General features: G+C 51.3%; 25 protein-coding genes and 1 other RNA gene. 21 read left to right on the top strand and 5 right to left on the bottom strand.

The window, feature by feature from the left end; translation table 11 throughout:
• Window positions 1–48: 48 nt before the first annotated feature.
• A complete protein-coding gene (locus MRJ96_07290) occupies window positions 49–1,590 on the bottom strand; it encodes a fused MFS/spermidine synthase (GenBank protein MDR4501235.1) in 1,542 nt (513 codons plus the stop codon).
• A 108-nt stretch (window positions 1,591–1,698) separates the two neighbouring features.
• On the opposite strand from MRJ96_07290, the gene murJ reads away from it, so the two are divergent.
• The 4 genes from murJ to MRJ96_07270 all read left to right on the top strand — a co-directional run bounded on the left by murJ (window position 1,699) and on the right by MRJ96_07270 (window position 6,188).
• A complete protein-coding gene (gene murJ / locus MRJ96_07285) occupies window positions 1,699–3,303 on the top strand; it encodes a murein biosynthesis integral membrane protein MurJ (protein MDR4501234.1) in 1,605 nt (534 codons plus the stop codon).
• Window positions 3,304–3,330: 27 nt separating this feature from the next.
• Entirely contained in the window at window positions 3,331–3,789 is a 459-nt protein-coding gene (dtd, locus tag MRJ96_07280) for a D-aminoacyl-tRNA deacylase (GenBank protein ID MDR4501233.1), read from the top strand.
• A gap of 101 nt (window positions 3,790–3,890) precedes the next feature.
• Complete coding sequence (locus MRJ96_07275; GenBank protein MDR4501232.1) at window positions 3,891–4,457, top strand: hypothetical protein; 567 nt, start codon at window positions 3,891–3,893, stop codon at window positions 4,455–4,457.
• A 198-nt stretch (window positions 4,458–4,655) separates the two neighbouring features.
• Window positions 4,656–6,188 (top strand): GGDEF domain-containing protein, encoded by a 1,533-nt coding sequence (locus tag MRJ96_07270; GenBank protein ID MDR4501231.1) that lies wholly within the window; start codon window positions 4,656–4,658, stop codon window positions 6,186–6,188.
• Window positions 6,189–6,242: 54 nt separating this feature from the next.
• On the opposite strand, the gene bcp is transcribed toward MRJ96_07270, so the two are convergent.
• Window positions 6,243–6,842, bottom strand: a complete 600-nt coding sequence (gene bcp, locus MRJ96_07265) for a thioredoxin-dependent thiol peroxidase (protein ID MDR4501230.1) — start codon at window positions 6,840–6,842, stop codon at window positions 6,243–6,245.
• Between the two features lie 131 nt (window positions 6,843–6,973).
• On the opposite strand from bcp, the gene MRJ96_07260 reads away from it, so the two are divergent.
• The 3 genes from MRJ96_07260 to MRJ96_07250 all read left to right on the top strand — a co-directional run bounded on the left by MRJ96_07260 (window position 6,974) and on the right by MRJ96_07250 (window position 9,505).
• Window positions 6,974–8,128: a 4-phosphoerythronate dehydrogenase gene (locus MRJ96_07260; GenBank protein MDR4501229.1), complete on the top strand. Its 1,155-nt coding sequence runs from the start codon at window positions 6,974–6,976 to the stop codon at window positions 8,126–8,128.
• The gene (locus MRJ96_07255) at window positions 8,121–8,972 is read left to right on the top strand and encodes a class I SAM-dependent methyltransferase (GenBank protein MDR4501228.1); all 852 of its coding nucleotides are present in this window, start codon (window positions 8,121–8,123) and stop codon (window positions 8,970–8,972) included. Before MRJ96_07260 ends, MRJ96_07255 begins: the two co-directional genes overlap by 8 nt.
• A 116-nt stretch (window positions 8,973–9,088) precedes the next feature.
• Window positions 9,089–9,505, top strand: a complete 417-nt coding sequence (locus MRJ96_07250; protein MDR4501227.1) for a hypothetical protein — start codon at window positions 9,089–9,091, stop codon at window positions 9,503–9,505.
• 5 nt (window positions 9,506–9,510) lie between these two features.
• Here the strand turns inward: MRJ96_07250 and MRJ96_07245 are convergent, their stop codons facing one another.
• Complete coding sequence (locus MRJ96_07245; protein MDR4501226.1) at window positions 9,511–9,804, bottom strand: hypothetical protein; 294 nt, start codon at window positions 9,802–9,804, stop codon at window positions 9,511–9,513.
• 236 nt (window positions 9,805–10,040) lie between these two features.
• The gene (locus tag MRJ96_07240) at window positions 10,041–10,220 is read right to left on the bottom strand and encodes a hypothetical protein (GenBank protein ID MDR4501225.1); all 180 of its coding nucleotides are present in this window, start codon (window positions 10,218–10,220) and stop codon (window positions 10,041–10,043) included.
• 513 nt (window positions 10,221–10,733) lie between these two features.
• Between MRJ96_07240 and MRJ96_07235 the strand changes: the two genes are divergently transcribed.
• The 7 genes from MRJ96_07235 (at window position 10,734) to MRJ96_07205 (ending at window position 18,963) form a co-directional block, all read left to right on the top strand.
• Entirely contained in the window at window positions 10,734–11,144 is a 411-nt protein-coding gene (locus tag MRJ96_07235) for an Rrf2 family transcriptional regulator (protein MDR4501224.1), read from the top strand.
• A 106-nt stretch (window positions 11,145–11,250) separates the two neighbouring features.
• Window positions 11,251–13,743 (top strand): sulfurtransferase TusA family protein, encoded by a 2,493-nt coding sequence (locus MRJ96_07230; protein MDR4501223.1) that lies wholly within the window; start codon window positions 11,251–11,253, stop codon window positions 13,741–13,743.
• A gap of 8 nt (window positions 13,744–13,751) precedes the next feature.
• On the top strand, window positions 13,752–14,477 hold the full coding sequence (locus MRJ96_07225) for a phosphoadenylyl-sulfate reductase (protein ID MDR4501222.1): 726 nt from the start codon (window positions 13,752–13,754) through the stop codon (window positions 14,475–14,477).
• A gap of 85 nt (window positions 14,478–14,562) precedes the next feature.
• Window positions 14,563–15,636, top strand: coding sequence for a hypothetical protein (locus tag MRJ96_07220; protein ID MDR4501221.1), 1,074 nt, complete (start codon window positions 14,563–14,565; stop codon window positions 15,634–15,636).
• A complete protein-coding gene (locus tag MRJ96_07215; GenBank protein MDR4501220.1) occupies window positions 15,633–16,433 on the top strand; it encodes a sulfate adenylyltransferase subunit 2 in 801 nt (266 codons plus the stop codon). Before MRJ96_07220 ends, MRJ96_07215 begins: the two co-directional genes overlap by 4 nt.
• Window positions 16,434–16,435: 2 nt before the next feature.
• Entirely contained in the window at window positions 16,436–18,313 is a 1,878-nt protein-coding gene (locus MRJ96_07210) for a GTP-binding protein (GenBank protein ID MDR4501219.1), read from the top strand.
• 68 nt (window positions 18,314–18,381) lie between these two features.
• The gene (locus MRJ96_07205; protein ID MDR4501218.1) at window positions 18,382–18,963 is read left to right on the top strand and encodes a 2OG-Fe(II) oxygenase; all 582 of its coding nucleotides are present in this window, start codon (window positions 18,382–18,384) and stop codon (window positions 18,961–18,963) included.
• 39 nt (window positions 18,964–19,002) lie between these two features.
• Here the strand turns inward: MRJ96_07205 and sugE are convergent, their stop codons facing one another.
• Window positions 19,003–19,323, bottom strand: a complete 321-nt coding sequence (gene sugE / locus MRJ96_07200) for a quaternary ammonium compound efflux SMR transporter SugE (protein MDR4501217.1) — start codon at window positions 19,321–19,323, stop codon at window positions 19,003–19,005.
• Window positions 19,324–19,554: 231 nt separating this feature from the next.
• Between sugE and ssrA the strand changes: the two genes are divergently transcribed.
• From ssrA to MRJ96_07165, 7 genes are all read left to right on the top strand, one after another.
• Window positions 19,555–19,905: a transfer-messenger RNA gene (gene ssrA / locus MRJ96_07195) on the top strand.
• A gap of 235 nt (window positions 19,906–20,140) precedes the next feature.
• Window positions 20,141–20,437, top strand: a complete 297-nt coding sequence (locus MRJ96_07190) for a DUF1778 domain-containing protein (GenBank protein ID MDR4501216.1) — start codon at window positions 20,141–20,143, stop codon at window positions 20,435–20,437.
• Entirely contained in the window at window positions 20,425–20,952 is a 528-nt protein-coding gene (locus tag MRJ96_07185) for a GNAT family N-acetyltransferase (protein MDR4501215.1), read from the top strand. Before MRJ96_07190 ends, MRJ96_07185 begins: the two co-directional genes overlap by 13 nt.
• Window positions 20,953–21,220: 268 nt before the next feature.
• Window positions 21,221–21,421: a type II toxin-antitoxin system VapB family antitoxin gene (locus MRJ96_07180; protein MDR4501214.1), complete on the top strand. Its 201-nt coding sequence runs from the start codon at window positions 21,221–21,223 to the stop codon at window positions 21,419–21,421.
• Window positions 21,418–21,774, top strand: a complete 357-nt coding sequence (locus MRJ96_07175) for a type II toxin-antitoxin system VapC family toxin (GenBank protein ID MDR4501213.1) — start codon at window positions 21,418–21,420, stop codon at window positions 21,772–21,774. Before MRJ96_07180 ends, MRJ96_07175 begins: the two co-directional genes overlap by 4 nt.
• 482 nt (window positions 21,775–22,256) lie before the next feature.
• Window positions 22,257–23,393, top strand: a complete 1,137-nt coding sequence (locus tag MRJ96_07170; GenBank protein ID MDR4501212.1) for a hypothetical protein — start codon at window positions 22,257–22,259, stop codon at window positions 23,391–23,393.
• Window positions 23,377–23,868 carry an AAA family ATPase gene (locus MRJ96_07165; GenBank protein MDR4501211.1) on the top strand — a complete coding sequence of 164 codons (492 nt, stop codon included), beginning with the start codon at window positions 23,377–23,379 and terminating at the stop codon, window positions 23,866–23,868. The genes MRJ96_07170 and MRJ96_07165 overlap by 17 nt, the downstream gene beginning before the upstream one ends.
• The last annotated feature ends 12 nt before the right edge of the window (window positions 23,869–23,880 follow it).

The raw sequence follows: 23,880 nt of genomic DNA, 5'->3' as shown, positions 1-23,880 counted from the left end.
GTCGTGTCGGCTCAAATGCCCATGATCTTTATCGATCGGGCCCTCTCATTATCCCTGTCCCTGCAGGATATCCATGGGTGAATAATCATCGGTTAACGTGATGCCTCGTTGAAGTCGGACAGGGCGAGTCGATTGGAAAAACGTGAGGGTTTCTGGGGGCAGTCGATTCTGGTTTACGAAGGAAACCAAGGAATCTTCGAATGAATCGTCTCTCATACGGGTCACAGGAGCGCCAGCAAAAAAGATCAGATTCACGGAGCCGGAACTCGTGGTCAGCCACGTCGGTCCGGCCACACTATAGGTTTCGACCTCAGGGAAAGCGGTCTTCATAGTCATCAGAACAGCTTCAGCCCGGCGCACATCCGTTGGCGAATCGGAGGAGGCCAGATTGATCGCGACGACGCCGTCCGCCGTCAAATGAGCTCGAAGCTCCGAGAAGAATTCCTGAGTGACGACATGGAAGGGAATCAGATGCCGAGCAAAGACATCTACCCAAATAATGTCGTATTGCACGGGTGTCGAGTTTAAGAAAGTCCTGGCATCTTGCACGAACACATGATGATTGGCCGGCGGTTGATACTCAAAAAACTTCTCAGCCGCCATGACGACTGAAGGATCCATCTCGACCACATCCAACTCCAAATCCGGCCATGCCTGCGCCAGCCACTTCGCCAACGATCCCCCGCCATGTCCAAGAATTAATCCCCGCTTAGGCCGATCGACCAGAGGAAGATGCCCCATCATGACTTGACTATACGGCAGCGCTAAGTATGTGGGCGCGACTCTCCACATCACAGCATGGAAGGTATTATTCAGGATCAGGAACCGAAAGAGGTCATTATCCCGCACCCTGACCTGTTGGTACGGGCTGTCCGCCTGGTATAGAGCCGGGGGTACGACCGAAATGGGGTGAAAACCATTCCAGGTCAATGCACTGGATAGAATAAGCAAAAGTGCCATACGGCCATGTTGCCATCCCCATGCCCACCAGCTCCAAAGGATTCCCAAAATGAGCTGAAGCATCCCTAAGTACGCAACCAGCGTGATGCTGCCAAGCCACGTCAGCAAATAAAAGGACGTGCCCCAGGTTCCGAACAGACTCCCGATCGTCGAGACAGCAATCATGCTGCCGGTGTGCCGACCGAGATGTCCCATATCAGCGATAGCCAGTCGCAACAGGGCGGGAAGAACGCCGCTTAAGCAAAAGGCGGGAACAGCTAATAGCACGCCCGCGGCAAGACAAGGCCCCCATCGAGGATCTTGAAGCCACTGTGAAACGGTAAACACAACGGGCTGCCCTGCCCAGGCCAGAAGAAGTGTCCAGGCCCCCGATGCCAAAAGAAGGAAAGTCAGGACCACCATGGGCGATCGACGATCGGCCAACCACCCTCCAGCCGCATAGCCACTGCTCATCGCCGCCAGGACGACACCAATGAGCGCGCCCCACACGTACAGCGAGCTGCCAAAGACGGGCGCCAACAAGCGACTGCCAAGGATTTCAAGGGCCATCACAACCGCACCGGTCATGAAGGCCGTACTGAAATACCACACACGAGAAGGAGAACGCCGGCTATTTAATGAAGTCGTCATGGCTTATCGACAATATTCGACAAAAGGACTGGATGCTAAATCAACGATGATGGGGTGTCAATTCGCGTACGTAGATTCCGGCGAAGACTTGAGGTAGAATTTCGACGAATGTCTGAGCCCCAGACCCAACCGGATAACGCTCCTCGCCAGGTCGACACCCATTCCATCACTAGTGCTGCTGGATTAATCGGAGCGGCAACCTTTAGCAGTCGGATACTTGGCTTTATTCGGGATGTCGTACTGGCTCAGCTCTTCGGAGCCAGCGCAGCCGCCGATGCGTTTTATGTCGCGTACCGAATTCCCAATCTCCTGAGAGAACTCTTCGCAGAAGGCTCGATGTCTTCGGCCTTCATCCCAGTCTTTACGGAATATCACACCCTTCGGTCTAAACACGAGACCTGGGAACTCGCCAGTGCGGCTTTTACGACGCTCCTGACGATCGTGACGGTCGTCACCATAATCGGGATCATCGCCGCCCCCAGCCTTGTCTGGCTTTTGGCTCCAGGGTTCCATGAAGAAGCCGCCCAACTCGCCCGAGCGACATTACTGACACAAGTGATGTTTCCCTACCTGCTCTTCGTGAGTCTAGCCGCATTGGCCATGGGAATTCTCAATTCTTTGAAAGCCTTCGCGGTGCCCGCACTGGCTCCCGTTTTTTTCAACATCGTCGTGATCGCGTTCGCCTTGTTCGTAACCCCGTTCTTCGAGCAACCGATCCTGGCCGTTGGCATCGGCATCGTGGCCGGCGGCCTGGCTCAATTCGCCATGCAATTACCCGCCATTCAACGACGCGGGCTTCTTCCATCCTGGCGATTCCAGCCAGGACACCCCGGGGTCAAACAAATGGGGCGATTGATCCTGCCCACACTGCTCGGTCTCTCCGTCACACAGGTCAATTTAACCGTGAGTACGATTTTATCCTCCTACTTCGAAGGAGGCCCCACGTACCTGTTTTATGGGATGCGATTGATTCAATTTCCCCTCGGGATCTTTGGGGTAGCCTTGGCGACCGCGATCCTCCCGACGCTTTCCAGACAAGCGGCAAGCGGTGCCATCGACGATCTGCGGGACACCGTCAATTTTGGGATTCGTATGATTCTATTCATCATCTTACCAGCCATGCTTGGCTTGATACTCCTAGGGGAGCCGATCATCCACATTTTTTTCGAACATGGGGCCTTTACCTCCGAGGACACGACCGGAACCGCGAACGCTCTCATGGCGTTTTCCATCGGTCTTTGGTCATTTGCCAGCTATCGAATCCTGGCTACGGCCTTTTATTCTCTTCAAGACACCAAAACTCCGGCAATGGCGGCCGTGGCAGGCATGTGCGCTAACATGGCGCTAGCCCTGATTCTCATGCAGACGCTTGAATATGTCGGCCTCGCATTAGCCACCGCCTGCGCTTCAATGGTCAATGCCACGATTCTCATAATCATCCTCAACCGCCGTATCGGAGGGCTCCATTGGCCACGCCTGGCTCAATCGATAGGACGAACCATCGTGGCACTCATCCCACTGTCCCTCATCTGCATGTGGGTGGCTCAGAACGACTTGTGGCGGCACCCAGACATGTTTACCTCAAAAGTAGGGGTCCTCACTCTCGGCATCATGGCGAGTGTGGCGGCGTACTTCGGCGTTCACCGGCTGCTCCACTCCAAAGAACTCGACGACATCTTGAGCATACTCAGAAAAAAATTGCGTCGAGGATAAGGGAGAAACCATGTGGATCGACATGACATGAAAGCCGTCCTTCAACGTGTCCGACGGGCTTCAGTCGAGGTGCAGGGCGAACTCGTTGGGAACATAGAACAGGGGCTCGTCATCCTTCTGGGCATCGCACGGGGAGACACTATGCTTCTTGCTCATTCTCTTGCGGAGAAAATCCAATGCCTGCGGATTTTCTCCGACGCAGCGGGAAGGATGAATCAATCGCTACAGGACGTGAACGGATCGGTGTTAGTCATTTCCCAATTCACCCTGTTAGCCAATACCCGTCGCGGACGTCGCCCCAGTTTTGAATCCGCGGCCTCTCCGGATGAAGCCCGCATGCTGTACGAATCGTTCATCCAGCATCTCCGTTCCCTGAACCTTCATGTCGAGACCGGTATATTCGGTGCGACGATGGTGGTCTCTCTAGAAAATGACGGACCCGTTACGCTCGTCCTGGATACTTCTGAGGAGAAAGAGGTACATTAAATCTTAAGAGTCTTCAACCTTCTACCGATGAAGAAGGTACAGATGGAATCGATCATGGCAATGATCTTCTTGCCGTCATTCGTGTAAGAGGGAGGCCCGTCATGGAAACCGTCGTCCCCGAACAGCATTCCCTTCGTCAGCTCTTCGGAGCGCTCACCGAACGAACCTTTACTGAAGCATTAGGGTGGCCAGACTTCCAAGTGACGGGGTACGTCTCCAACCTGCTGGTTGAGTTTGCGCATGTTGACCATCTGACCCAGATCAAAAATCAGGAAGGACAATCCGTGGAAACAGTCGTGGAGCTCCTCTACGAAGCCGAATTGCACACGCAAGATTCTGATGTGGACAAGGAACGAGATGTTCATCGCCATATCGGTGATCTCACACTGTTTATGGCCGGGCTCTATCCCGAATACCTTGCCCGCATGAAATGTTCCGGTCTCATTCATCACAAAGACTTTCTCGTCGACTATGTCAAAGCAGGAAAACGCTCGTACAGCATTGTGGCCTCGCATCAAAAACCCGAAGATAAAGACTCCCCGGCCCTCTTCCAAACCCTCTCCACGAATTTTGAGCTCTGTGTCGCGGGATTGGGGTTCGTTCGACTCGACCTTGATCGCATGCAATCACCAACACACCGGCAGACGACCGATATCCTCCTCAACTAGCGAAACCTTTCAGTTCCTGGGTGTTTCCCGCCATGACTCAGAAAGCGCTCTGACAACAGGCGTGAAAACCCGACCTCTTTAACTTTTTATCGGGAACAACCGAAGGAAGAAGGAGAGCCTCTATGGGGTTCTCGATTTCCTACGGCTGCGGCGAACAACACCTGGGCCCCAAGCCGCTCAATACATCCTATGATTGGCATGACACCGGAACTCGAAAACAAGCTGAGTCGTTGTTCGACACTACCCTCTCCCCCGCAGGTCGCCTCTGAACTCATTGAACTGGCGAACGTACCAGATACGGAGATTCAGGATGTCGTCAAGATTCTTCAAAAAGACCCCGCGCTTTCCTTGAAAATTTTGCGTGTGGCCAATTCACCGATGTACGCCAATCAACGAAAGATTGCGACATTAGACCAAGCTACGTTAACCATCGGATTGAATGGTATCCTCGCGTTGGCTCTCTCGTTCTCGTTAGTCAAATCATTTCGTTCAGAAAAAACTGCGGGGCTTGATTATCCGCTGTTCTGGAAACGTGCGATGATTTCAGCGTCGATTTCTCGTGCTATCGGCGAATCTTGTGCGCTCATCTGTCTCGAGGAATTGTTCATGGCTACCTTGATCCAGGACATCGGCATGCTGGCATTAGATCGAGCCTATCCACAGTTGTATGCTGATTCCACGCTCGACCAAGCCTGGCATTCACGTGTCGTCTCACACGAACAACAATCGATCGGAGCCTCTCATGGTTCGGTCGGATGTTGGCTCCTATCTAGGTGGAACTTCCCTGAACGATTGCAGATGGCTGTCAGCACAAGCGACGCGCCAGACCGTTTGGCTCAAACCGATGACCGCCTAGAATTCTCGCGGTGCGTCACACTTTCTGGATTGATCGCAGAACTGTATCTGACGAAAGCCAAGAAAGAACGGGTGATGAAAGTTGCGAATCAAGCGAATGAGTGGTTGGGCATGACCGCGGAAGCGTTTACTGGAATCCTTGAAAAGCTCGAGGACGCGATTGCCGAGTCCGAAAAACTGTTTGACTGCCACATTCATGATGAGCAAACCGCCGAGTTGCTTCTCGAAACGGCTAAAGAAACCTTGTTAGTCCGAAATATGCAGGCGATTCAACAGGTCGAGAACCTCCAATACCATACCATCATGCTGGAATCCCGGTATCAAAACCTGGAGGAAACAAGTCGATTAGATTCGTTGACGGGCGCATACAACCGGTCTTTCTTAGATGACGTAATTGAGGCAACATTTCAATCGGCCATAACGAACGCGACTTCCTTGAGTTTTTTATTCGTGGACCTGGACAACTTCAAAAAACTCAACGATACGTATGGTCATCAAACAGGTGACTCGATCCTCATGGCCGTGGGGAAAACCCTGAAAAGTCAAACACGAAACACGGACTTTGTGGGGCGTTACGGAGGAGAAGAGTTCTTCATCATCATGCCGGGAGTGAATACCTCAATGGGTGCAATGGTCTGCGAACGAATCCTGAATGAATTTCGTCGGACGACGCATGACGTTGGGCCCGACCAATCTCTGATCGTGACCGTCTCATTAGGAATTGCCACTCTCGAAAAAGGAAAAGGCTTTCAGCACTTCCATGAGATGATCCGTGCTGCCGACAAGGCGTTGTATGCCTCTAAATCCGGAGGACGTAACCGGTGGACGGCCTTTCACAGCCTTTCCCCTTCGGATACAGTACAGTCTACAACCTGACCCCCGTCTCGAACCACGGCCGAAACATCAGTCGAAGCACCCCACGCCGCATGACTAGGACAAACCCTGGAGGGTAGTCAGAACTTCCTCGTAATGCTGGTCGACTTTCACTTTGGGGAAAATCGCGGCAATCTTTCCCTGAGCATCGATGATAAACGTCGTCCGTTCGACCCCCATGTATTTTCGTCCATACATGGACTTCTCTTTCCAGACCCCGTACTTCGTCAGCATCGTTTTCTCTACATCGCTCAACAGCCGAAAGTTTAGATCATACTTCTTGGAAAACTTCACATGCGATTCCACGGAATCAGGACTCACACCCAACACAACGGCTCCGGCGCGCGTCAGGGCTGAAATGCCGTCTCGAAAAGCACAGGCTTCTTTTGTGCATCCCGATGTGTCGTCTTTGGGATAGAAATAGAGGACAACTTTTTTCCCCTTCAGAACCGTCAAGGTGACCTTTTCTCCCTTGTCATTCAGCAAGGAAAAGGCCGGAGCTTTCTGGCCAACCTTTAAGACCGATGTGGCCACTGATTTGGCTTGAGGCTTGGCGACCTCGGCGGTCTTTGTAGGCTGAGAGGAAGGTTTAGCGGTTTTCGCCTTTGTGGTAGCCTTTTTCGCTTGCGGACGTGATGCCGGGGTCCTTTTTTTCATCGAAAGCTCCTTGATAAGAAATTATGAAAACGAGCTGCTACAATGCGGGGCCTATCGTCGGATTGGCCACTCCGTAGGATTTGACATATCATAAAGACCGTCGCTTCTCAAATACCCATCGCTTTTATACGATGAACCCATCGCTCAACATCGTCGCCGGAGAAAGCATCCCATACGTCCAGGAGGCCTTTTCACCATTGGGAACGCTGACGATGCTTCCCGGACGGGACATCCGATCCGAAGATTTACAAAAGACCGACGCCTTGCTCGTTCGTTCGATCACGAAAATCAATGGTGCCTTGTTAGATGACACAGCGGTTAAATTTGTCGGCTCGGCTTCAGCCGGGGTCGATCACGTAGACTTTGACTACCTCAATGCGAGAAAGCTTGGCTTCGCCTCCTCGCCAGGCTCTAACGCGAACTCGGTCGCCGAGTACGTCATCGCCGCGCTTCTCACCTTGGCGCATCAACAACACTGGAAGCTTTCCGGTAAAACGATCGGCATTGTCGGCGTCGGCCACATTGGAAAACTCGTTAAACGCAAGAGCGAAGCCTTGGGCATGAAACCGTTGTTGAACGACCCGTTTCTGGCTCAATCTGGAGAGATTGAACACCGCCCGCTTGAAGAAGTTCTCGGCTGTGATGTCGTCACCCTGCACGTCCCAATCACTGTTGACGGGCCATTCCCGACCTTTCACCTCATCAACCGGCGCTCACTCACCTATGTCAAACCCTCAACGATTTTTATCAATGCCTCGCGGGGCGAAGTCGTCGACACACAGGCGTTGCTCGAGGCCATTCAACAAGCACGTATCGGCCCCACCGTGCTCGACGTGTGGGAGCATGAACCCCATATCAGTTGGGAGCTTTTCGAAGCAGTCTCAATCGGCACTCCCCATATTGCTGGTCATTCGCTCGACGGCAAAGCAGCCGGAACCTCTATGATTTATTCCGCACTTTGCAAGCACTTTGACATAGCTCCAGGATGGAATCCCTCACAATCTTTGCCGTCACCGACCGTGCCTTCATTCACCGTAAGTCCTTCGTCACGGTCTGATGAAGAAGTGCTCAAGTCGATTGTCACGAAAGTGTATGATGTGGAAGCGGACTATCAACGTATGAAGACCGTCGCATCTGCGCCACGAGAAGAAAGAACCAGGCTCTTCGACAATCTTCGCAAGCACTATCCCGTTCGTCGAGAATTTCATGGCACGACGGTTTATCTGCCGGATGACAAAAAAATTCTGGTTCCGGCGTTGGCAGAGTTAGGATTTCTGCATGGATGATGCAAACACATGGCATTCCAATGAGAGACTTTCCACGGAGTACTATCAACAGGACCGGTTCAACAAAGACCTCTGGTTTCGAGTTGCGAACCGTGATTACACTGAACTCATCGAGGCCTTCAATTTTTCTGAACTCCTCTCTCGTGACCACTCTCCGGTTGAACTGCTTGATGTCGGCTGCGGAACCGGAAAGTTTCCTTCGATGCTGAGCGCGCACCTTTCGCCGAGTCATCACATCGAATATGATTATCTTGACCCGTCTACCCATAGCTTGAATGAATTACAAAAAGCACTCGTCTCTCCATTCACACCGCGAACGGCCTATCACACGACGTTCGAAGCGCTCGAGCGATCAGATTGTCCACCGCAGGGCTACCATCTGATCTGGTGCCTTCAATCGCTGTACTGCATGCCACGTGAAGCCCTTCAAGACATTGCAGAAAAGCTCTTCGCTCTTCTGAACCCGGACAACGGCCGTGCGCTGATCTACCTGGCATCCGCCGACGCATGGTATCACCGCCTCTTTCATCTCTATAACCAACAGTTTTATCCTCATAGTCGTCTGCCATATATTACCGCGGAAAACATCACAAGAACGCTTGAGAATCTGAACATCCGTCATGAAGTCAAGAAATTCCATTTCTCCCACACCATCAGGGTCAGCGAGCCAGAAGTGTTGAGCAACTACGTCAACCAATGCGTCCTCGATGAAAAGGCATCGAATAATTGTCAGAATAATCGCATCATGAGAAACTTTCTGGAGTCGTTTCGTCGCGGTGAAGACTATCAGTTTCCTCAACAGATGTGGTTGATTATCTTTGGGGCCACAGCCCAAGTCCCATAAGATTCAGTGCGGAAAGAAACACCCCAATTGTGATAACGTTGCAGACTCAACCGAACCGACCAGAGATACACATGGGGAAATGCAGGCTTACGAGAAGAGGAGAGACCTAACGCATCATGATCAGACGAAAATCGTTAAAAGGGATGAAAGGCATTTACGTCGTCGTAGAAGACCTAGGGTCAGAATTAAAGGGGACAGTCACTCGGCGAGATATACGGTTTCGGGTCGAAGCCCAACTCCGAACGGCTGGCATCCGAATCCTGAAAGAAAAAGAGGCGGCCAAGCTTCCTGGAGAACCCTATCTCTACGTGAACCTTGCGGCATTACCCCTGGAACGCAATCGTTTCGCGTGCCGTATTGATTTGGAAGTTCACCAACATGTGGCAACGGCTCATGACTCACAAGGCGGCCATGCGATCACGTGGGAACAAGGGGTCTTGACCGTGGGGAAATTCGATACGATCGTGAAACACTTGGACGAGCTCGTGTTCGCCTTTATCTGCGACTATCTCGCCATCAATCCCATTCAGTAATTGCTCTAAGGCTTCTCGTCTGGTGGATCACTGGGCCAACGCAGGTGATCCATGTATTTATCAAGGTCCATATCTTCCGGGATTTTTGCCATGTCGGCTTGCAGGGCTTGTAAATTTTTGAGCGTTTCATAGATACGATAGTGCTTGCTTTTTTCCCAAAACGCATTCTGCTCCCGCTGAAACTCTTCAAACTTCATCCCTGTTTTCTCCAGCAGCAAGGCTTTGAGGTATTGGATCTCGTTTTCCTGGTGCGCGAGCGCCGTCGCCAACACCAACACATGCTTTTCGCTATCGTTCATGACAGGTGCCTCCCTTCCAGATCGGCTAGATCTCCAGTCCATGGAGAGATACCACAGGCTTTAAGACGAGATAAAGGCACGACAAAAGGGGACATTCAATTTCGCACACGGAAAGATACACGTGAACATGCCAAACATGGGTTTGGCAAAAGCGCAGAACATCCCCTATGAGAATAAGGAATTTGCAATGACGAAGGGAAAGTAGAGGTAGAAATTATTAGGTTGGATCGTTTGTATTAATACGACGCATCCTCAAACATTGCTTGCACATCGGACCACACAGTTCCTTGTGGGATTCCGGGTTGCCATTCTCCGTATGTATTGGCTGGCCGAAAAAAAATCTCTTTTCCTCGCTTCTTCAGTATCATGTCCTGCCCCTCGATGGTTGCCTGAACGATTTTCTCTTCCTCTAACATGTTCACCTCTGAAATTGGGTTTTATTGCAACATAAGAGCTCTCACGTCCTCTCGTTTCGTTATCGGCCAAGTCATAGTGGGGATTTAGCTTCAATTTTTTCTATTCTGGGTGTGTTGAATAATGAAGTTATCAAGAGCCATATTCTGCCAGAAAAACGTTGTAATCCAGCAGGGTCGGGGCGGTTCAAAAAAGTCTTGGCTCATCTTCCGTGTTTCAGTCCTGTTGAACACTTCATCATGCGAGGGAAGGGGCCATTGGCAATGATCATGAGCAATGCGAGCCAAGCAGCAAGGCCACAGGCATGTTGACGCGCGGAGCGTACTGGCATTACGTGAGCACGGCAACATGGCGAGAACGCCGCTGGCGGCTTTTTTCAACAGCCCCATTCTGACCATGGCCATTGACAGCTCTCTGTATCACATCATACAATTAAACTTAATTCCGATCGGAATAGTATGAATAATAAATTTTAGTAAATGTCACAATTTTCTCAAAAAGTACGATATGCCGTGATGACTACCGTGGAACTGGGACTTCGACACAGCACTTCACCGGTTCAGGCCAAGTCTATCGCGCAGAGCCAGGCCATCCCGGCCCGCTTTATCGAACATGTGCTCAGCGGACTCAAACAGGCGGGACTCGTGACTAGCCAGCGTGGAGCTCAAGGCGGGTACATCCTTAGTAAGGAGCCAGGCGAGATTTCTTTAGCGGAAATCGTGAAGGCCATGAATGGGACGACCCGCCAAACTCTCAATGGTTCAATCAATGGCCATCCGAAAAATGCGCACGAAGAGCTTTTATCGGACATCTTCGATCGATTGCATCATGCTGAACTTGCAATTCTTCGCTCGATCTCGTTACAAAGTTTAGTCGATCAATACCAAGACCTTGAAGATAAACGGGCGTTGATGTACCACATTTGATCCATTTTCAGCTAAACATTCGGAACATGCTCATGACATTCAACAGCTTGCCTAACCCACGATATACGCATAGCCTAGAGCTATATCCAGTCCCCGGAGGTTTACGATGAGTTCTGCACCAGCGACCCGACCTGCAATACAGACGATGCCGATTCCTCAGGAAATTCTCGAAGAAATCGAGACGTTCGAAGATGAAGTGACCCGGCTTCAAAATGGCGAAACACCCGTCGAGGTGTTTAAACCTTTCCGGCTGCAGTTTGGAATCTACGGCCAACGTCAAGCGGACGTACAGATGGTCCGGATCAAAATTCCCTTTGGCGGCCTGACGGCAAACCAGCTTCGCCGCGTCGCCGAGCTTGCCGACACGTACGCGACGGGCGTGGGGCATGTCACGACGCGACAAGACATTCAATTGCACTTTGTTCCGCTGCCGCAAGTCGTCACCATCATGAGAAAGCTGGCGGAAGTCGGCCTTACGACCCGCGAAGCCTGCGCGAATACAGTCCGCAATGTCACGGCTTGCGCATTAGCCGGCATTTGCCCGGGAGAAGTGTTTGATGTCACGCCGTATGCCAATACGGTCGCTCAACATTTACTGCGGAATCCGTTGACGCAGAGTCTTCCACGCAAGTTTAAAATCGCGTTTTCCGGCTGCCAATCGGACTGCGCCTTAACCCCCATTCATGATGTTGGACTACTCGCCACCCGCAATGCCGAAGGCACGATCGGGTTTCGAATGGTCGTCGGAGGCGGGCTCGGATCGACGCCTCGGATGGCCAAACTACTGCGCGAATTTGTTCCCATGGAGGAATTGATCCCGTCAATCGAAGCCTGCATCAAGGTATTCGACAATCTCGGCAATCGCAAAAATCGAAGCAAAGCGCGCATGAAATTCGTGATTGACAAGCTCGGATTCGATGAATTCAAGCGGCAGTGGCGGGAAGCCTACGACCTCCTCCTGAAGTCAGGAGGGACGACATCAACGCTCACCATCTTGCCGTACCAGGATGAAGCGCCTCTCATCATGCCGACCAAAAATGGCAATGGAGCATCATCAAACGGCCACCACACAGGTCAAGGCGCCAACGGATCGAATGGCGCTTCGTCGGATTTTGATCTCTGGAAAAAGACCAATGTGATCACCCAACGGCAATCCGGATTCCTGGCGGCTGTCATTAAATTGCCTTGGGGAGATATGACCACCGAACAAATGTACACACTGGCTGATTTTGCAGAGACGTATGCCAACGGAAATATTCGCACCACGATCAATCAAAACATGATTATTCGATGGATTCCCGAGCTTCGTATCCATGAGCTCTACCAGTCGCTGACAGAACACAACCTCCATGCGCCGGGAGCCGAAGACGTGGAAGACATCGTCGCATGCCCCGGCACCGACACATGTGGGTTGGGCATTACCTCATCAAAGGGCCTTGCCCGTGCGCTGGCTGAAGTCTTTCCGGCAGGGAAAACACCGAAAGATCTCGAAGGCGTCGATATCAAAATCAGTGGATGCCACAACTCTTGCGCCCAGCATCATATCGCGACCATCGGACTCCATGGAGTTGGAAAACGCATTGGAGACCACATCGCGCCCGTGTACGAACTGCATCTTGGCGGACAAGTGAACGGCACCGCCAAAATCGGACAATTAATCGTCAAAGTTCCGGCGAAGAACGTGCCAGCGGCCATCCAGCACATCTTGGACTTTTATCGTCAAGAACGGAAGGACGGCGAAAGCCTGCACGCCTTCATCACCCGAGTCGGCAAACTCAAGTTAAAGGAAGAACTGATCCCGCACACGTTGCTGCCTGCCTATGAAGAAAGCCCGGAGTATTATATCGACTGGGAAGCCGATCAAGAGTTCTCCGTCGAAGATTTAGGGCCTGGAGAATGCGCCGGCGGCGCCCTGGAAATGATCGACAATCGAATACTCGAAGCCGAACAAGAGCTCTACCATGCGAGAATTTTGTCGGAAAAACATCAATATGGCATCGCGATCAATAAGGCCTATCGGGCCGTGATTGCAGGAGCCAAAGCCATTCTTGTCACCGAAGGAACCGACCCGAACACCGACGCCGATACGTTGGCGGAATTCGATCAACTCGTCGCCGCCAAGGGTTTGCTTCCTGAAGCCTATCGCAATCTTACCGCCCAAATGGACGACATAGGGTCAAAAGACGCGTCCACTGAATTTCTTCAGAACAAACTGGCCTTCGCCCGGGATTTCGTGGGCGCCTGCCGCCTTGCGACTGATGAAATCGGGCAAGACCTTAAGCTCGCCCCGGTCGAAATGGGAACCGAGCAGGCCTCGAGCGCCACGCAGCCAGAGGAGAATCCAGTCGAGGCGTCAGCGTCCGAGGCGACTGTGTACGACTTGCGCGGTGTGGCCTGTCCCATGAATTATGTGAAAACCAAGCTGAAGCTCGAAATGATGGATGAAGGTGAAAAACTGGAAGTGTGGCTGGACGCCGGCGACCCCATCAAGAACGTGCCAATGAGTCTTCGAAATGATGGACACAAAGTCTTGGCCGAAGAGGCATTTGATAGCACAGCGCAACACTATAAAGTGTTGGTGGAAAAAGTGGAGGCGTAACGGACCGCATGCCTCATTCAACTGAAACTCCACCAGATGCGGAATCGTTCACTCGCCTCAATGAAGAGTTTGAGGGACGCACACCCGAAGAAATCTTGGCGTACGCCTTCAACGAATATTCGCCGAAGATTATTCTTGCTTGTAGCTTTGGCGCCGAAGACGTCGTGTTGGCCGACATGATGTTCCGACATCACCCAGACGCGACGCTGTTTTACCTCGACACGGACTTTTTATTTCCTGAAACTCTTGAAGTCCGCGATCGCATCGTCGAGCGCTATCAGCTAAAACCCGAACAGGTCATCCAGATGAAATCGTTGCTCACACCCGATGAACAATCGGCGACATACGGGGAAGCGTTATGGACGAAACAACCCGATCAGTGTTGCCATCATCGGAAAATTGAACCATTGGGGCGAATACTCAGTCAGTACGCTGCATGGATCACAGGAATCCGTCGCGAGCAGTCGCCAACTCGAGCGAACGCAGGGCTCCTGGAATGGGATGAGACATTTCACCTCGTGAAAGTTAACCCGCTTGCGGCCTGGTCATGGGAGCAGGTCTGGACATACATTCATGCGAACGATGTCCCGTACAACAGACTCCATGAACAGAACTACCCCAGCATAGGCTGCACCCATTGCACAGCCCCAGTCATGCCTGGAGAAGACCCTCGTTCCGGACGCTGGAAAAATTTTGCCAAGACAGAATGCGGATTGCATCCGCCGAAAACATGACGGATAGTTTCAAACTCCAAATTCTCAGTATACAGTTTGAACCATAACTCCTGAAACCTGAAACCCTTAACGAAGCCTTACTGACATGCAATCGTTTATCGCCAAAATAGGAAAAGGGACCAAGCGCGCAAAGGATTTAACGTGGGATGAAGCCAAGACCGCGATGCGTGCGATCATTGAGTCGGAGTCGACCCCAGGACAAGTCGGAGCTTTTTTAATGGCGATGCGCATCAAGACAGAATCCATCGCCGAACTCGCGTCATTTACGGTCGCGGCCAGGGAATACGTTGAGCCTCTTGCCGTGCCGTCTCCTCACGAAACCGTAGACCTGCCGATTTATGGAGAAAAACATGATACCTCTCATGCGATCGTCGCAGCGGCGCTGCTTGCGTCGGCCGCTGGGGCAACCATCCTCCTCCATGGATCCAGTAACCGCGCGGCCTCATCGACGGTATCCGACATCCTGAGACATTTGGCGATTCCAACGGATGCGCCACTCCATCTGCTACAACAGCATCAATTCGGATACGTGGACCTTGAAGCCTATCATCCTCCTTTGGCGGCGTTGCTCGACCTTCGGCACGAATTCGGCGTGCAAAACCTGGCGCATCAAGTCGCCAGAATGTTGAACCCCGGACGGACTTCTTCGCAAGTCATCGGCATCGCGCATCCACCCTATTTAGACAAGATGGTTGAAGCTCTGCATATGATCGGAACCTCTCGAGTCATGATTCTCCAAGGTGTCGAAGGACTACCAGAGCTGTCAGTCTCCACAGCCACGCCAGCACGCGAACTCAGGAATAACCACATCACAAGACTGATGATTCGGCCTCAGGATATCGGATTGTCATTCGGAGCCTTTCAGTCCATGGGGCATTCGGCTTTGCCCGCTGGAGACTCGATACCTGAACGCGAAGCCGATCTCGTCGTTCGATTCTTGCAAAATACCGTTAAAGGGGACTATCGAACATGGGTCATTCTCAATGCGGCGCTTTTACTCTATGCCGCCGGCAAGGCGGCCTCTCTTGCCCAAGCGACCCCGCTCGCCGAGAAGGCGCTGGAATCAGGGCTCGCCTGGAAAAAGTTGAACGCGCTCGCAACTCCCTTGCCCCCCGATACCACATCCATTGAGTTTCCAACACAAACGGTGACAGCATGAACCATCTCAGACAACTCGAAGATCAAAGCGTGTTTATCCTGCGAGAAGCCTATAAAAACTTCGACAACCTTGGCATGCTCTGGTCCATGGGAAAAGACTCGACAGTCCTCTTGTGGCTCGCGCGAAAAGCGTTTTTCGGCCATGTCCCGTTTCCACTGCTCCATGTGGACACGAGTTTTAAAATACCGGAAATGATCGAATACCGAGACCGGCTCGCGCGTGAATGGCGGCTCAACCTTGTTGTGGGCCAAAATAAAAAAGCCCTGGCCCAAGGGATGAATCATACGAAAGGACGCGTGGAATGCTGCACCGCATTGAAGACGGAAGGCTTGAGACTCCTACTCGAAGAAAAGGGGTATACCGGGATTATCCTGGGCGTCCGTTCGGACGAAGATAGCACACGGGCCAAAGAACGATACTTCTCCCCACGCGATAAGAACAATGAATGGGATTTTCGCGATCAGCCGCCGGAGCTGTGGGATCAATATAAAATCTCCTTCCCGCCCGGCACTCATATTCGGATTCATCCCCTCTTGGACTGGACCGAAATCAATATTTGGGAATATATCAAACTTGAAAACATTCCGTTCCTTGACAATCTATACCTGGATCAAGGCACAGGGCAGCGTTACCGCAGTCTGGGATGCGAACCCTGTACCTTCCCGATGAAATCCACCTCGAAAACGGTGGACGAGGTCATCATCGAACTTCGGAACAGCAAAGTCGCCGAACGCGCCGGTCGGGCGCAAGACGAAGGCCGCGGGATGGAACAGTTGCGAAAAGAAGGATACATGTGACGATGAACGACGCGACCCACGCCTCATCTACTGCCAAATCTTCCGACCGTTCACGCGATACCCCGGTCAAAGAAACCATGAACATCGTGATCGTCGGACACGTGGATCACGGCAAATCCACGCTGCTCGGACGGCTGTATGCCGATACCGGCACGCTCCCGGTCGGGAAAATTGAAAAAATCCAAGCCATTTGCAAACAGCAAGGTAAAGAATTCGAGTACGCGTTTCTCTTTGATGCGTTCCTAGAAGAACAACAACAAGGCATCACCATCGACACGGCTCGAACCTTTTTTACGTGGGGTGACCGGCAATACATCATCATCGACGCGCCGGGGCATAAGGAATTCCTCAAAAATATGGTGTCCGGGGCCGCCCGGGCCGAAGCGGCCTTGTTGATCATCGACGCCCTGGAAGGGGTGAGAGATCAATCCAAACGACATGGGCTGTTACTCTCGATGCTCGGCGTGAAACAGGTGACCGTGGTCGTGAATAAGATGGACCTGGTCGGCTATCGCGAGGATGTGTTTCGGGGCATCGAAAAAGAGTATCGAGAATTCCTCGCTCAATTAAACGTCACCCCTCAATACGTGATCCCGGCAAGCGCGAAACAGGGCATCAACATCACAACGAACGCATCGGAAACCTCGTGGTATACCGGCCCGACGGTCTTGGACTCGCTCTCGCACTTCACCCTCGAGACCACGGAAACTGAAAAGCCGCTGCGCTTACCGATCCAAGATGTCTATAAGTTCGATGCGCGCCGGATTCTCGTCGGACGAATCACCGCCGGACGACTCAAGATCGGCGACCGCTTGGTGTTTGCACCTTCGAACAAATCAGCCGCTATCCAGACCATCGAAGCGTTTAACATCGATCCGCCGCCGATTCACGCCTCGTCCGGACAATCGATCGGCATTACGCTGGATGAGCAAATTTTCGTCGAACGGGGACAAATCGCCGCTCATGAAGGGGAAGGGCCCTTCGTCTCAACCAGCTTTCGAGCGAACGTCTTCTGGCTTGGCCGACGCCCCCTCGAAATGCACCGAACCTATATCTTACGGCTCGCCACCAGGGAAGTCCCCTGCGAAATCGTGACGATTCACCGCATCGTCAACGCCAATGATCTGGATGATCGGCAAACCTCGACTTCCGTACAACGGAATGAAGTGGCCGACCTGACCCTTCGCACCAAAGCCCCGCTCGCCTTTGACGCCTATACGTCATTCGAGGACACCGGACGTTTTGTATTGGTGGACGAATACGATGTATCCGGCGGGGGAATCATCACAGAAATGGTGCGGGACGAACAGGAAGGACTCCGTACCGAAGCCCGAGAGCGAGATTCAGCATGGGTCAAAGGAGACATCGGCCCAGAAGAACGCGCGCAACACTTTGGCCATAGAGCCGCCGTGGTCCTGTTTACGGGTCCCGACGTCACCTCAAAGGCCTTTTTGGCCCGGAAACTCGAATCGGTCCTGGTCGCCGAAGGTCGGCATGCCTACTTGCTCGATGCGGCAAACCTTCGTCGCGGGTTGGACGCCGACATTGGGGAAACCAACCCCAATGAAGCCGTCCGCCGCTATGGCGAAGTCGCCAGGCTTCTCACGGACACGGGACTCATCGTGTTGTCGACCACCAACCCCTTTTCCCTTCCTGCCGGAGCCGTGGCGCAAGCGATCCAAACCCTCGTCAATCCGACACCTGTCATCACCATTTACATGTCGAAGGAACGAGAAAGCCTCTTGCCTGACGCCACACTGACGTTCTCAGGGCCAGAAGATTTTGATGAGCGAAGCCGGCAGATCATCGACAAGCTGAAAGAAAAAGGCATTCTTGCCGAAGCCGTTGGCTCACAACCGGTCTTTCAGTTTTCTATTTGATCGTATATCGGGATGAACTCACTCGACAGGAACTCAGACGCTAGGTCAGCCTAACCAGGGAAAAGACCGTGGCTGAAACGAGAGAAAAAGTCAGCGACTTTATCTACACGACAAACGTGATTCCTCCACATGTGTGCGAGGCCATCATCAAAGAAATTGCGCCACAGGAATGGCGGCAACATTCGTGGTACAACTACAATGTCGATGATTATGGCAGTGAGCCCGAGAAAGAACTTGACGTTCTCAGCACGACCCAAGAACTACAAGATGGCATCGCCCCGTATATCATGCGTGCCGTTCAAGAATACATGCTCAAATATGCCGACCAAAAAGATGAACGGATACGAGGATTTATCAAAACGTTCACCCCGATTCGATTCAACCGTTATCGCACCGGGACGATGATGAGAAAACATTATGATCATATTCACTCCATCTTCGATGGCCAACGCAAAGGTATCCCAATCTTAACCATACTGGGAGCGTTGAACGACGATTACGAAGGGGGAGCGTTTTACTTTTCCGACACACATGAGGTTCCGCTGAAGGCGGGAGATATCATGGTGTTTCCCTCAAACTTCATGTATCCGCATGAAGTCAAAGAAGTCACCAAAGGCCAGCGTTACACGTTTGTCGGCTGGGCATTTTAGGCAACTTCCCTCGCCTCCCATCCCCCTTTAAGGGGTTTGTCATGCAGTGGTAGTCAATTTTAACCCCGCAATCCCTATCACGATCAGGACGATACAGCCGATGCGCACCGCCCCTCCAGCTTCTCCAAAATAGAGAATCCCCAGAAGAGCCGTTCCCGCCGCTCCAATGCCCGTCCAGACCGCATACGCCGTGCCCATCGGGATACTCCGCAACGCAAACGAAATGCACACCATACTGATCCCCATCGCAACCACCGTCCCGACACTCGGCCACAATCGCGTAAACCCATCCGTAAACTTCAGACTCACGGCCCACACGATTTCAAACAATCCCGCGACGAACAAATAAAGCCAGGCCATATCTGCGCTCCTCGTCTTGATTAGACAAACATCATGGTTACACTGGGATGACAGCGAATATGTCCAAATCCACATTCGCTAAAGCAAGATGAGTGCGCTATAGTAAAGAGAACCTAATCCATTTGCCAACCATGGTGAAACCCAACGTCAGGAACGGCCGAACCGCACCACGAACACTGCGCGGGCATAGATGAATGCGTCGGGAGGATTGTGGAGCGGCCATCGCACAAAGGGGGTGACTGGCTTCGACGGGGATCAGGAGGTCAACGGAGCGTGTCGAGCTCTCGGAGTCTCGTTAAACCTTCGGGAAACCATTAAGTGCCAACGAACCATTGGCTCTCGCGGCTTAATTGACCGCGACGTCTCTCTCATCTTTGCCTGCGGGCTGGGAAGAGACGTCACTTTGCAGGCTGGTCCAAGGCCGGTGCTCAGCGGCGGCGGATAAGAACTTTCTGGGCTAGCAGACGTTCTAAGCCGGTTGGTGGGCGTGGGCGAATGCGAATACCAAATCATCGACTACACACGTAGGGCCGTTGCGCTAAATGTCTTCGGACGCGGGTTCGATTCCCGCCACCTCCACCAATTCGGCCTCTGAAGCACATGCTTCAGAGGCCAGTGTTTTATTACAGACGGGTGCAAAAAGGTCCCGGACCCACAACAAGCCGGATGCAGATCGGCAAGACTTTCCCCCTTTCAGAAAGCCAACATCTCCTCCGCACTTATGCCGTATCCATACGCAGGGCAAGTCCTTCTGGAACTATCGTATTGACATTGTGCGCACATTGCCCGATAATCAATGTACAGGCAGGGAGCGTTCATGAACAATCAATCAATCAAAACACGGCCCAAAACTTACGCAAAGAATATCAATCTTCGGGTCAAACCCCATGCGCGCTCATTAATCGATCGTGCATGCGCCATTACTGACAAGACAGTCACAGAGTTTGTGCTCGATGCAGCGTGCCGCGAAGCCGAGAACATGCTTCTTGATCGACGACTGTTTGACCTTGACGAAAAAGCGTATCAGGCATTTATCAGGGCGCTTGACGCCCCAACAAAACCAAATCCTAAACTGAAAGCCTTGCTACGCCGGAAGCCGCTTTGGGAAAAATAAAACCCGATACAGCCCGGCCCTTAACGCCACGCCCGCCCGAAGCCCTGAATAATTATCACATTCTTGATAGTTTTGATTGTGGAAACGATACACTCAATCAATGGCTGAGGCATCGGGCCATGAAAAATGAGACTTCAGGTGCATCTCGAACCTACGTGGTCAGCCACCAGAACCATGTGATCGCCTTTTACTCCTTGGCCACTGGTGCAGTGGCTTGCAGACAGGCCCCGGGACGAATCCGCCGCAACATGCCGGACCCTATCCCCGTCATGATTGTGGGACGCCTGGCTGTTCATCTGGACTGGCAAAAGAAAGGGCTTGGCGGGGATCTTCTGGCTGATGCGGTCAAGCGCACACTACAAGCGGCAGACATTGCTGGAATCCGCGCGCTCGTCGTTCATGCTCTCTCGGAAGACGCGAAACAATTCTATGAACAGTTTGGCTTTCAATCATCCTCCACTGACCCATTGGACTTGATGATTGCGCTAAAAGACGCGCAAGGCAATTTGACGTAGTCAGTTTCTGAAAATCACTGCCCGTTTCTTTCTAGAAAGGAAAGAATCACAAGACGTTGAATCTAACCTTCCCACTCCATCCGCAATGCCTAAAGAAAGTTTCGCCGTACAAAAAATTACTTGGCTAAGGAGTACGACAGCGCACTCGTATGGATACGATTGGGATGACTCTCTCTGGCTTCACGAAACTGTACTTGTATTGACGAGTTGAGGAAATGCTGAGCACAAGACATTGACACATATGTATATTTGATGCATATTCATACATATGAGGACGACATTAAACATTGATGACGATCTTCTCGAAAAAGCCGCGCAACTCACAGGGGTTTCAGAAAAAACCTCGTTAGTACGGTTAGGCCTTGAAGCCTTGATTTCGAAAAACGCGGCACTGCGGCTAGCGCAACTCGGAGGATCAGAAAAACATCTCAAGTTGCCCGCGAGACGACGCTCTACTCCAAAACGATGACGCTGGTTGACACCTCAATCTGGGTCAATCACCTTCGGACCGGGAACCCTCGCCTAGAATCATTGCTCCAGGACACACGAGTACTCATTCATCCATGGATCATCGGTGAATTGGCTTGCGGGGAAATCAAAAACCGAGAAGAAATACTCGCCTTACTCCAAGCTCTTCCCGAAACGCAGATTCCGGAACATCATGAAGTCTTGCACCTTCTTGAAACCCATAAACTCTATGGAATGGGGTTAGGGTGGGTCGACATGAACTTACTCGCCGCAGCCCAGCTCACGGGCTGTACCTTGTGGACCGCTGATATCCCATTGCAAAAAGCCGCCGCCAAACTACACCTGCCCAAATAGTGATCGGCGGCTACCTTTCCTCACTGGAGTCATTCCCGACATTGGCCGTCAAGATCCATCTTCAACTCCTTAAAGCAGCAGAACCGTAACAATCCATCCTAAACAACAAATCGGGAACAGCTTTCGCCTTTCGCGAAACTGTACTTTTTTTGAGGGGTTGGGTGACACCAAGAGTCAAAGTTTTTGAATACGGAACTTCTGAATCTTAGGAAAGGCAAGAGCAAATAGGAAATAAACGCCATTCGACTTAAATTGTCACTTCTGAGGATGATAAAATTGTGCTGTCGAAGAAATGGTCAAGAGGCACAGGTCCCGCTACCAGCGCGCCCTGACTAATCTGGAATGCTGTACGGCGCAATGAGCCAGAAGGCGTTTAAGGGGAGGCTGGATTTATTCCGGGTGCCTCTGCCAGTTGAATTAAATACAGCTGAAACAGACAACAAAGAAGAATTGAACCGCGAAAAGCGAGAAATGCTGGAAGCATGAGCTCAATTCAAATAGAGATTAAAAACTGCAACAACCTAGATTCGGCTGTCATTTCTTTGGAAAAGCAGAAATTAAATATCAAATTTGCGCCCAATGGAACTGGCAAAAGCACGATTGCAAGGGCGATGCTGCTCGGTGCGAAGGAGGATCAAAACCCGCTGAGAGAACTCATGCCGTTCAAACTCAGAAAAGAGAATCCAGAGAACAGGCAACCAGAAGTCAGGGGAGTAGAGTCGCTCAAAACCATCATGAGCTTCAATGAGGAGTATGTCAGTCAGTTTGTTTTCAAGCCGGAAGAACTAGTCAGCAACAGCTTCGACATTTTTATCAGAACCGATGCCTACAAACAGAGAGAACAGGAAATAGAAGATCTGGTCCGTAATATCAAGGAACTGCTTTCTGGCAATCAGAAATTAGAAGCCTTGATAACCACTCTCAAGGAAATGGGAAATGCCTTCAAATTGAGCAAAACGGGTCTGGATAAAAAGTCGACTGGCATGAGGGGATTGTCTGCCGGCAACAAAATTAAACATGTTCCTGCTGGATTGGAACCTTACACCCCGTTTATTCAAAGTCAAAACAGCGTGAATTGGATAGACTGGCAAACTAAGGGCTGTGATTTTGCAGATCTATCGGAAAATCGCCCCTTCTGCACATCCCACGCAGCTGACAAAAGGGAGCAGATTAAAAAGGTCGGCCAAGAGTATGACAAAAACACGATCAAGCACTTAATCGCAATCATTGGCGTCATCGAAAAACTTGGCGACTACTTTTCAGATGAAGCCAAAGAAAGGCTGACGATAATCACAACTTTGAAGGAAGGCCTTAGAAAGGAGCACGAAGAGGCTCTTGTCACAGTGAAAAAACAAATCGACAACTTCACCGAGAATTTGGAAAAGCTTAGAATGCTTTCCGCGTTTCAGTTTAAGGACGGTGAAAATGTCTCAGAAAAACTGGATGCATATAAATTGGATTTGCAGTTCTTCTCGGAACTCAATTCAAATACGATGCTAGACGCCATCGCACCAATAAATGCGTCCATTGATAAAGTTATTGAACAGGCTGGTCAGCTGCAAGGAAAGATCAATCTCCAGCGAAAAGAAATGAAACAAACCATTGAACGACATCAATGAATTTCTTTCCTTTGCTGGATACCCCTATTCGGTTGAGATTACTGGAGATGGGGAACAGGCTCAACTAAAACTGAGACATGATGATCACGAAGAACACATTAGCGGTGGCAATCAGCATCTCAGCTTCGGGGAAAGAAACGCATTTGCAATCGTTCTTTTCATGTATGAATGCCTGTCGAAAAAACCGGACCTGATAGTTCTGGATGATCCTATCTCTTCGTTCGATAAAAACAAAAAGTATGCCATCCTCGAAATGCTTTTCCGTCGGGAAACCGATTCATGCCTGAAAAACAAAACCGTTCTAATGCTTACGCATGATGTGGAGCCCATCATTGATACCATTAAGTCACTATCGCATAAGTTTAACCAGCAAATATCAGCGTCATTTCTAAAGCTAAGCGGTGGCCAAATCACTGAAGTACCAATAGGCAAGAATGACTTCAGACATTTGCTCAGGTCTGCGAAAGTGCTCTAACATCAAATAAAG

This window comes from Nitrospirales bacterium (genome assembly GCA_031315865.1).
In the GTDB taxonomy this organism is placed as follows: Bacteria; Nitrospirota; Nitrospiria; order Nitrospirales; family UBA8639; genus JAGQKC01.
Note: the sequence above shows the minus strand (reverse complement) of the source record. Positions and strands in the feature narration are given on the sequence as shown.

Excerpts from the sequence above, each read along its gene's own strand:
- MRJ96_07180 (MDR4501214.1), top strand. The coding sequence starts at position 21,221 with ATGAGGACGACATTAAACATTGATGACGATCTTCTCGAAAAAGCCGCG.
- MRJ96_07215 (MDR4501220.1), top strand. The coding sequence starts at position 15,633 with ATGAACCATCTCAGACAACTCGAAGATCAAAGCGTGTTTATCCTGCGA.
- MRJ96_07270 (MDR4501231.1), top strand. The coding sequence starts at position 4,656 with ATGACACCGGAACTCGAAAACAAGCTGAGTCGTTGTTCGACACTACCC.
- MRJ96_07250 (MDR4501227.1), top strand. The coding sequence starts at position 9,089 with ATGATCAGACGAAAATCGTTAAAAGGGATGAAAGGCATTTACGTCGTC.
- bcp (MDR4501230.1), bottom strand. The coding sequence starts at position 6,842 with ATGAAAAAAAGGACCCCGGCATCACGTCCGCAAGCGAAAAAGGCTACC.
- MRJ96_07190 (MDR4501216.1), top strand. The coding sequence starts at position 20,141 with ATGAACAATCAATCAATCAAAACACGGCCCAAAACTTACGCAAAGAAT.
- MRJ96_07225 (MDR4501222.1), top strand. The coding sequence starts at position 13,752 with ATGCCTCATTCAACTGAAACTCCACCAGATGCGGAATCGTTCACTCGC.
- MRJ96_07290 (MDR4501235.1), bottom strand. The coding sequence starts at position 1,590 with ATGACGACTTCATTAAATAGCCGGCGTTCTCCTTCTCGTGTGTGGTAT.
- dtd (MDR4501233.1), top strand. The coding sequence starts at position 3,331 with ATGAAAGCCGTCCTTCAACGTGTCCGACGGGCTTCAGTCGAGGTGCAG.
- MRJ96_07170 (MDR4501212.1), top strand. The coding sequence starts at position 22,257 with ATGAGCTCAATTCAAATAGAGATTAAAAACTGCAACAACCTAGATTCG.
- MRJ96_07175 (MDR4501213.1), top strand. The coding sequence starts at position 21,418 with ATGACGCTGGTTGACACCTCAATCTGGGTCAATCACCTTCGGACCGGG.
- MRJ96_07275 (MDR4501232.1), top strand. The coding sequence starts at position 3,891 with ATGGAAACCGTCGTCCCCGAACAGCATTCCCTTCGTCAGCTCTTCGGA.
- MRJ96_07255 (MDR4501228.1), top strand. The coding sequence starts at position 8,121 with ATGGATGATGCAAACACATGGCATTCCAATGAGAGACTTTCCACGGAG.
- murJ (MDR4501234.1), top strand. The coding sequence starts at position 1,699 with ATGTCTGAGCCCCAGACCCAACCGGATAACGCTCCTCGCCAGGTCGAC.
- MRJ96_07245 (MDR4501226.1), bottom strand. The coding sequence starts at position 9,804 with ATGAACGATAGCGAAAAGCATGTGTTGGTGTTGGCGACGGCGCTCGCG.
- MRJ96_07235 (MDR4501224.1), top strand. The coding sequence starts at position 10,734 with ATGACTACCGTGGAACTGGGACTTCGACACAGCACTTCACCGGTTCAG.
- MRJ96_07240 (MDR4501225.1), bottom strand. The coding sequence starts at position 10,220 with ATGTTAGAGGAAGAGAAAATCGTTCAGGCAACCATCGAGGGGCAGGAC.
- MRJ96_07210 (MDR4501219.1), top strand. The coding sequence starts at position 16,436 with ATGAACGACGCGACCCACGCCTCATCTACTGCCAAATCTTCCGACCGT.
- MRJ96_07260 (MDR4501229.1), top strand. The coding sequence starts at position 6,974 with ATGAACCCATCGCTCAACATCGTCGCCGGAGAAAGCATCCCATACGTC.
- MRJ96_07230 (MDR4501223.1), top strand. The coding sequence starts at position 11,251 with ATGAGTTCTGCACCAGCGACCCGACCTGCAATACAGACGATGCCGATT.
- MRJ96_07220 (MDR4501221.1), top strand. The coding sequence starts at position 14,563 with ATGCAATCGTTTATCGCCAAAATAGGAAAAGGGACCAAGCGCGCAAAG.
- sugE (MDR4501217.1), bottom strand. The coding sequence starts at position 19,323 with ATGGCCTGGCTTTATTTGTTCGTCGCGGGATTGTTTGAAATCGTGTGG.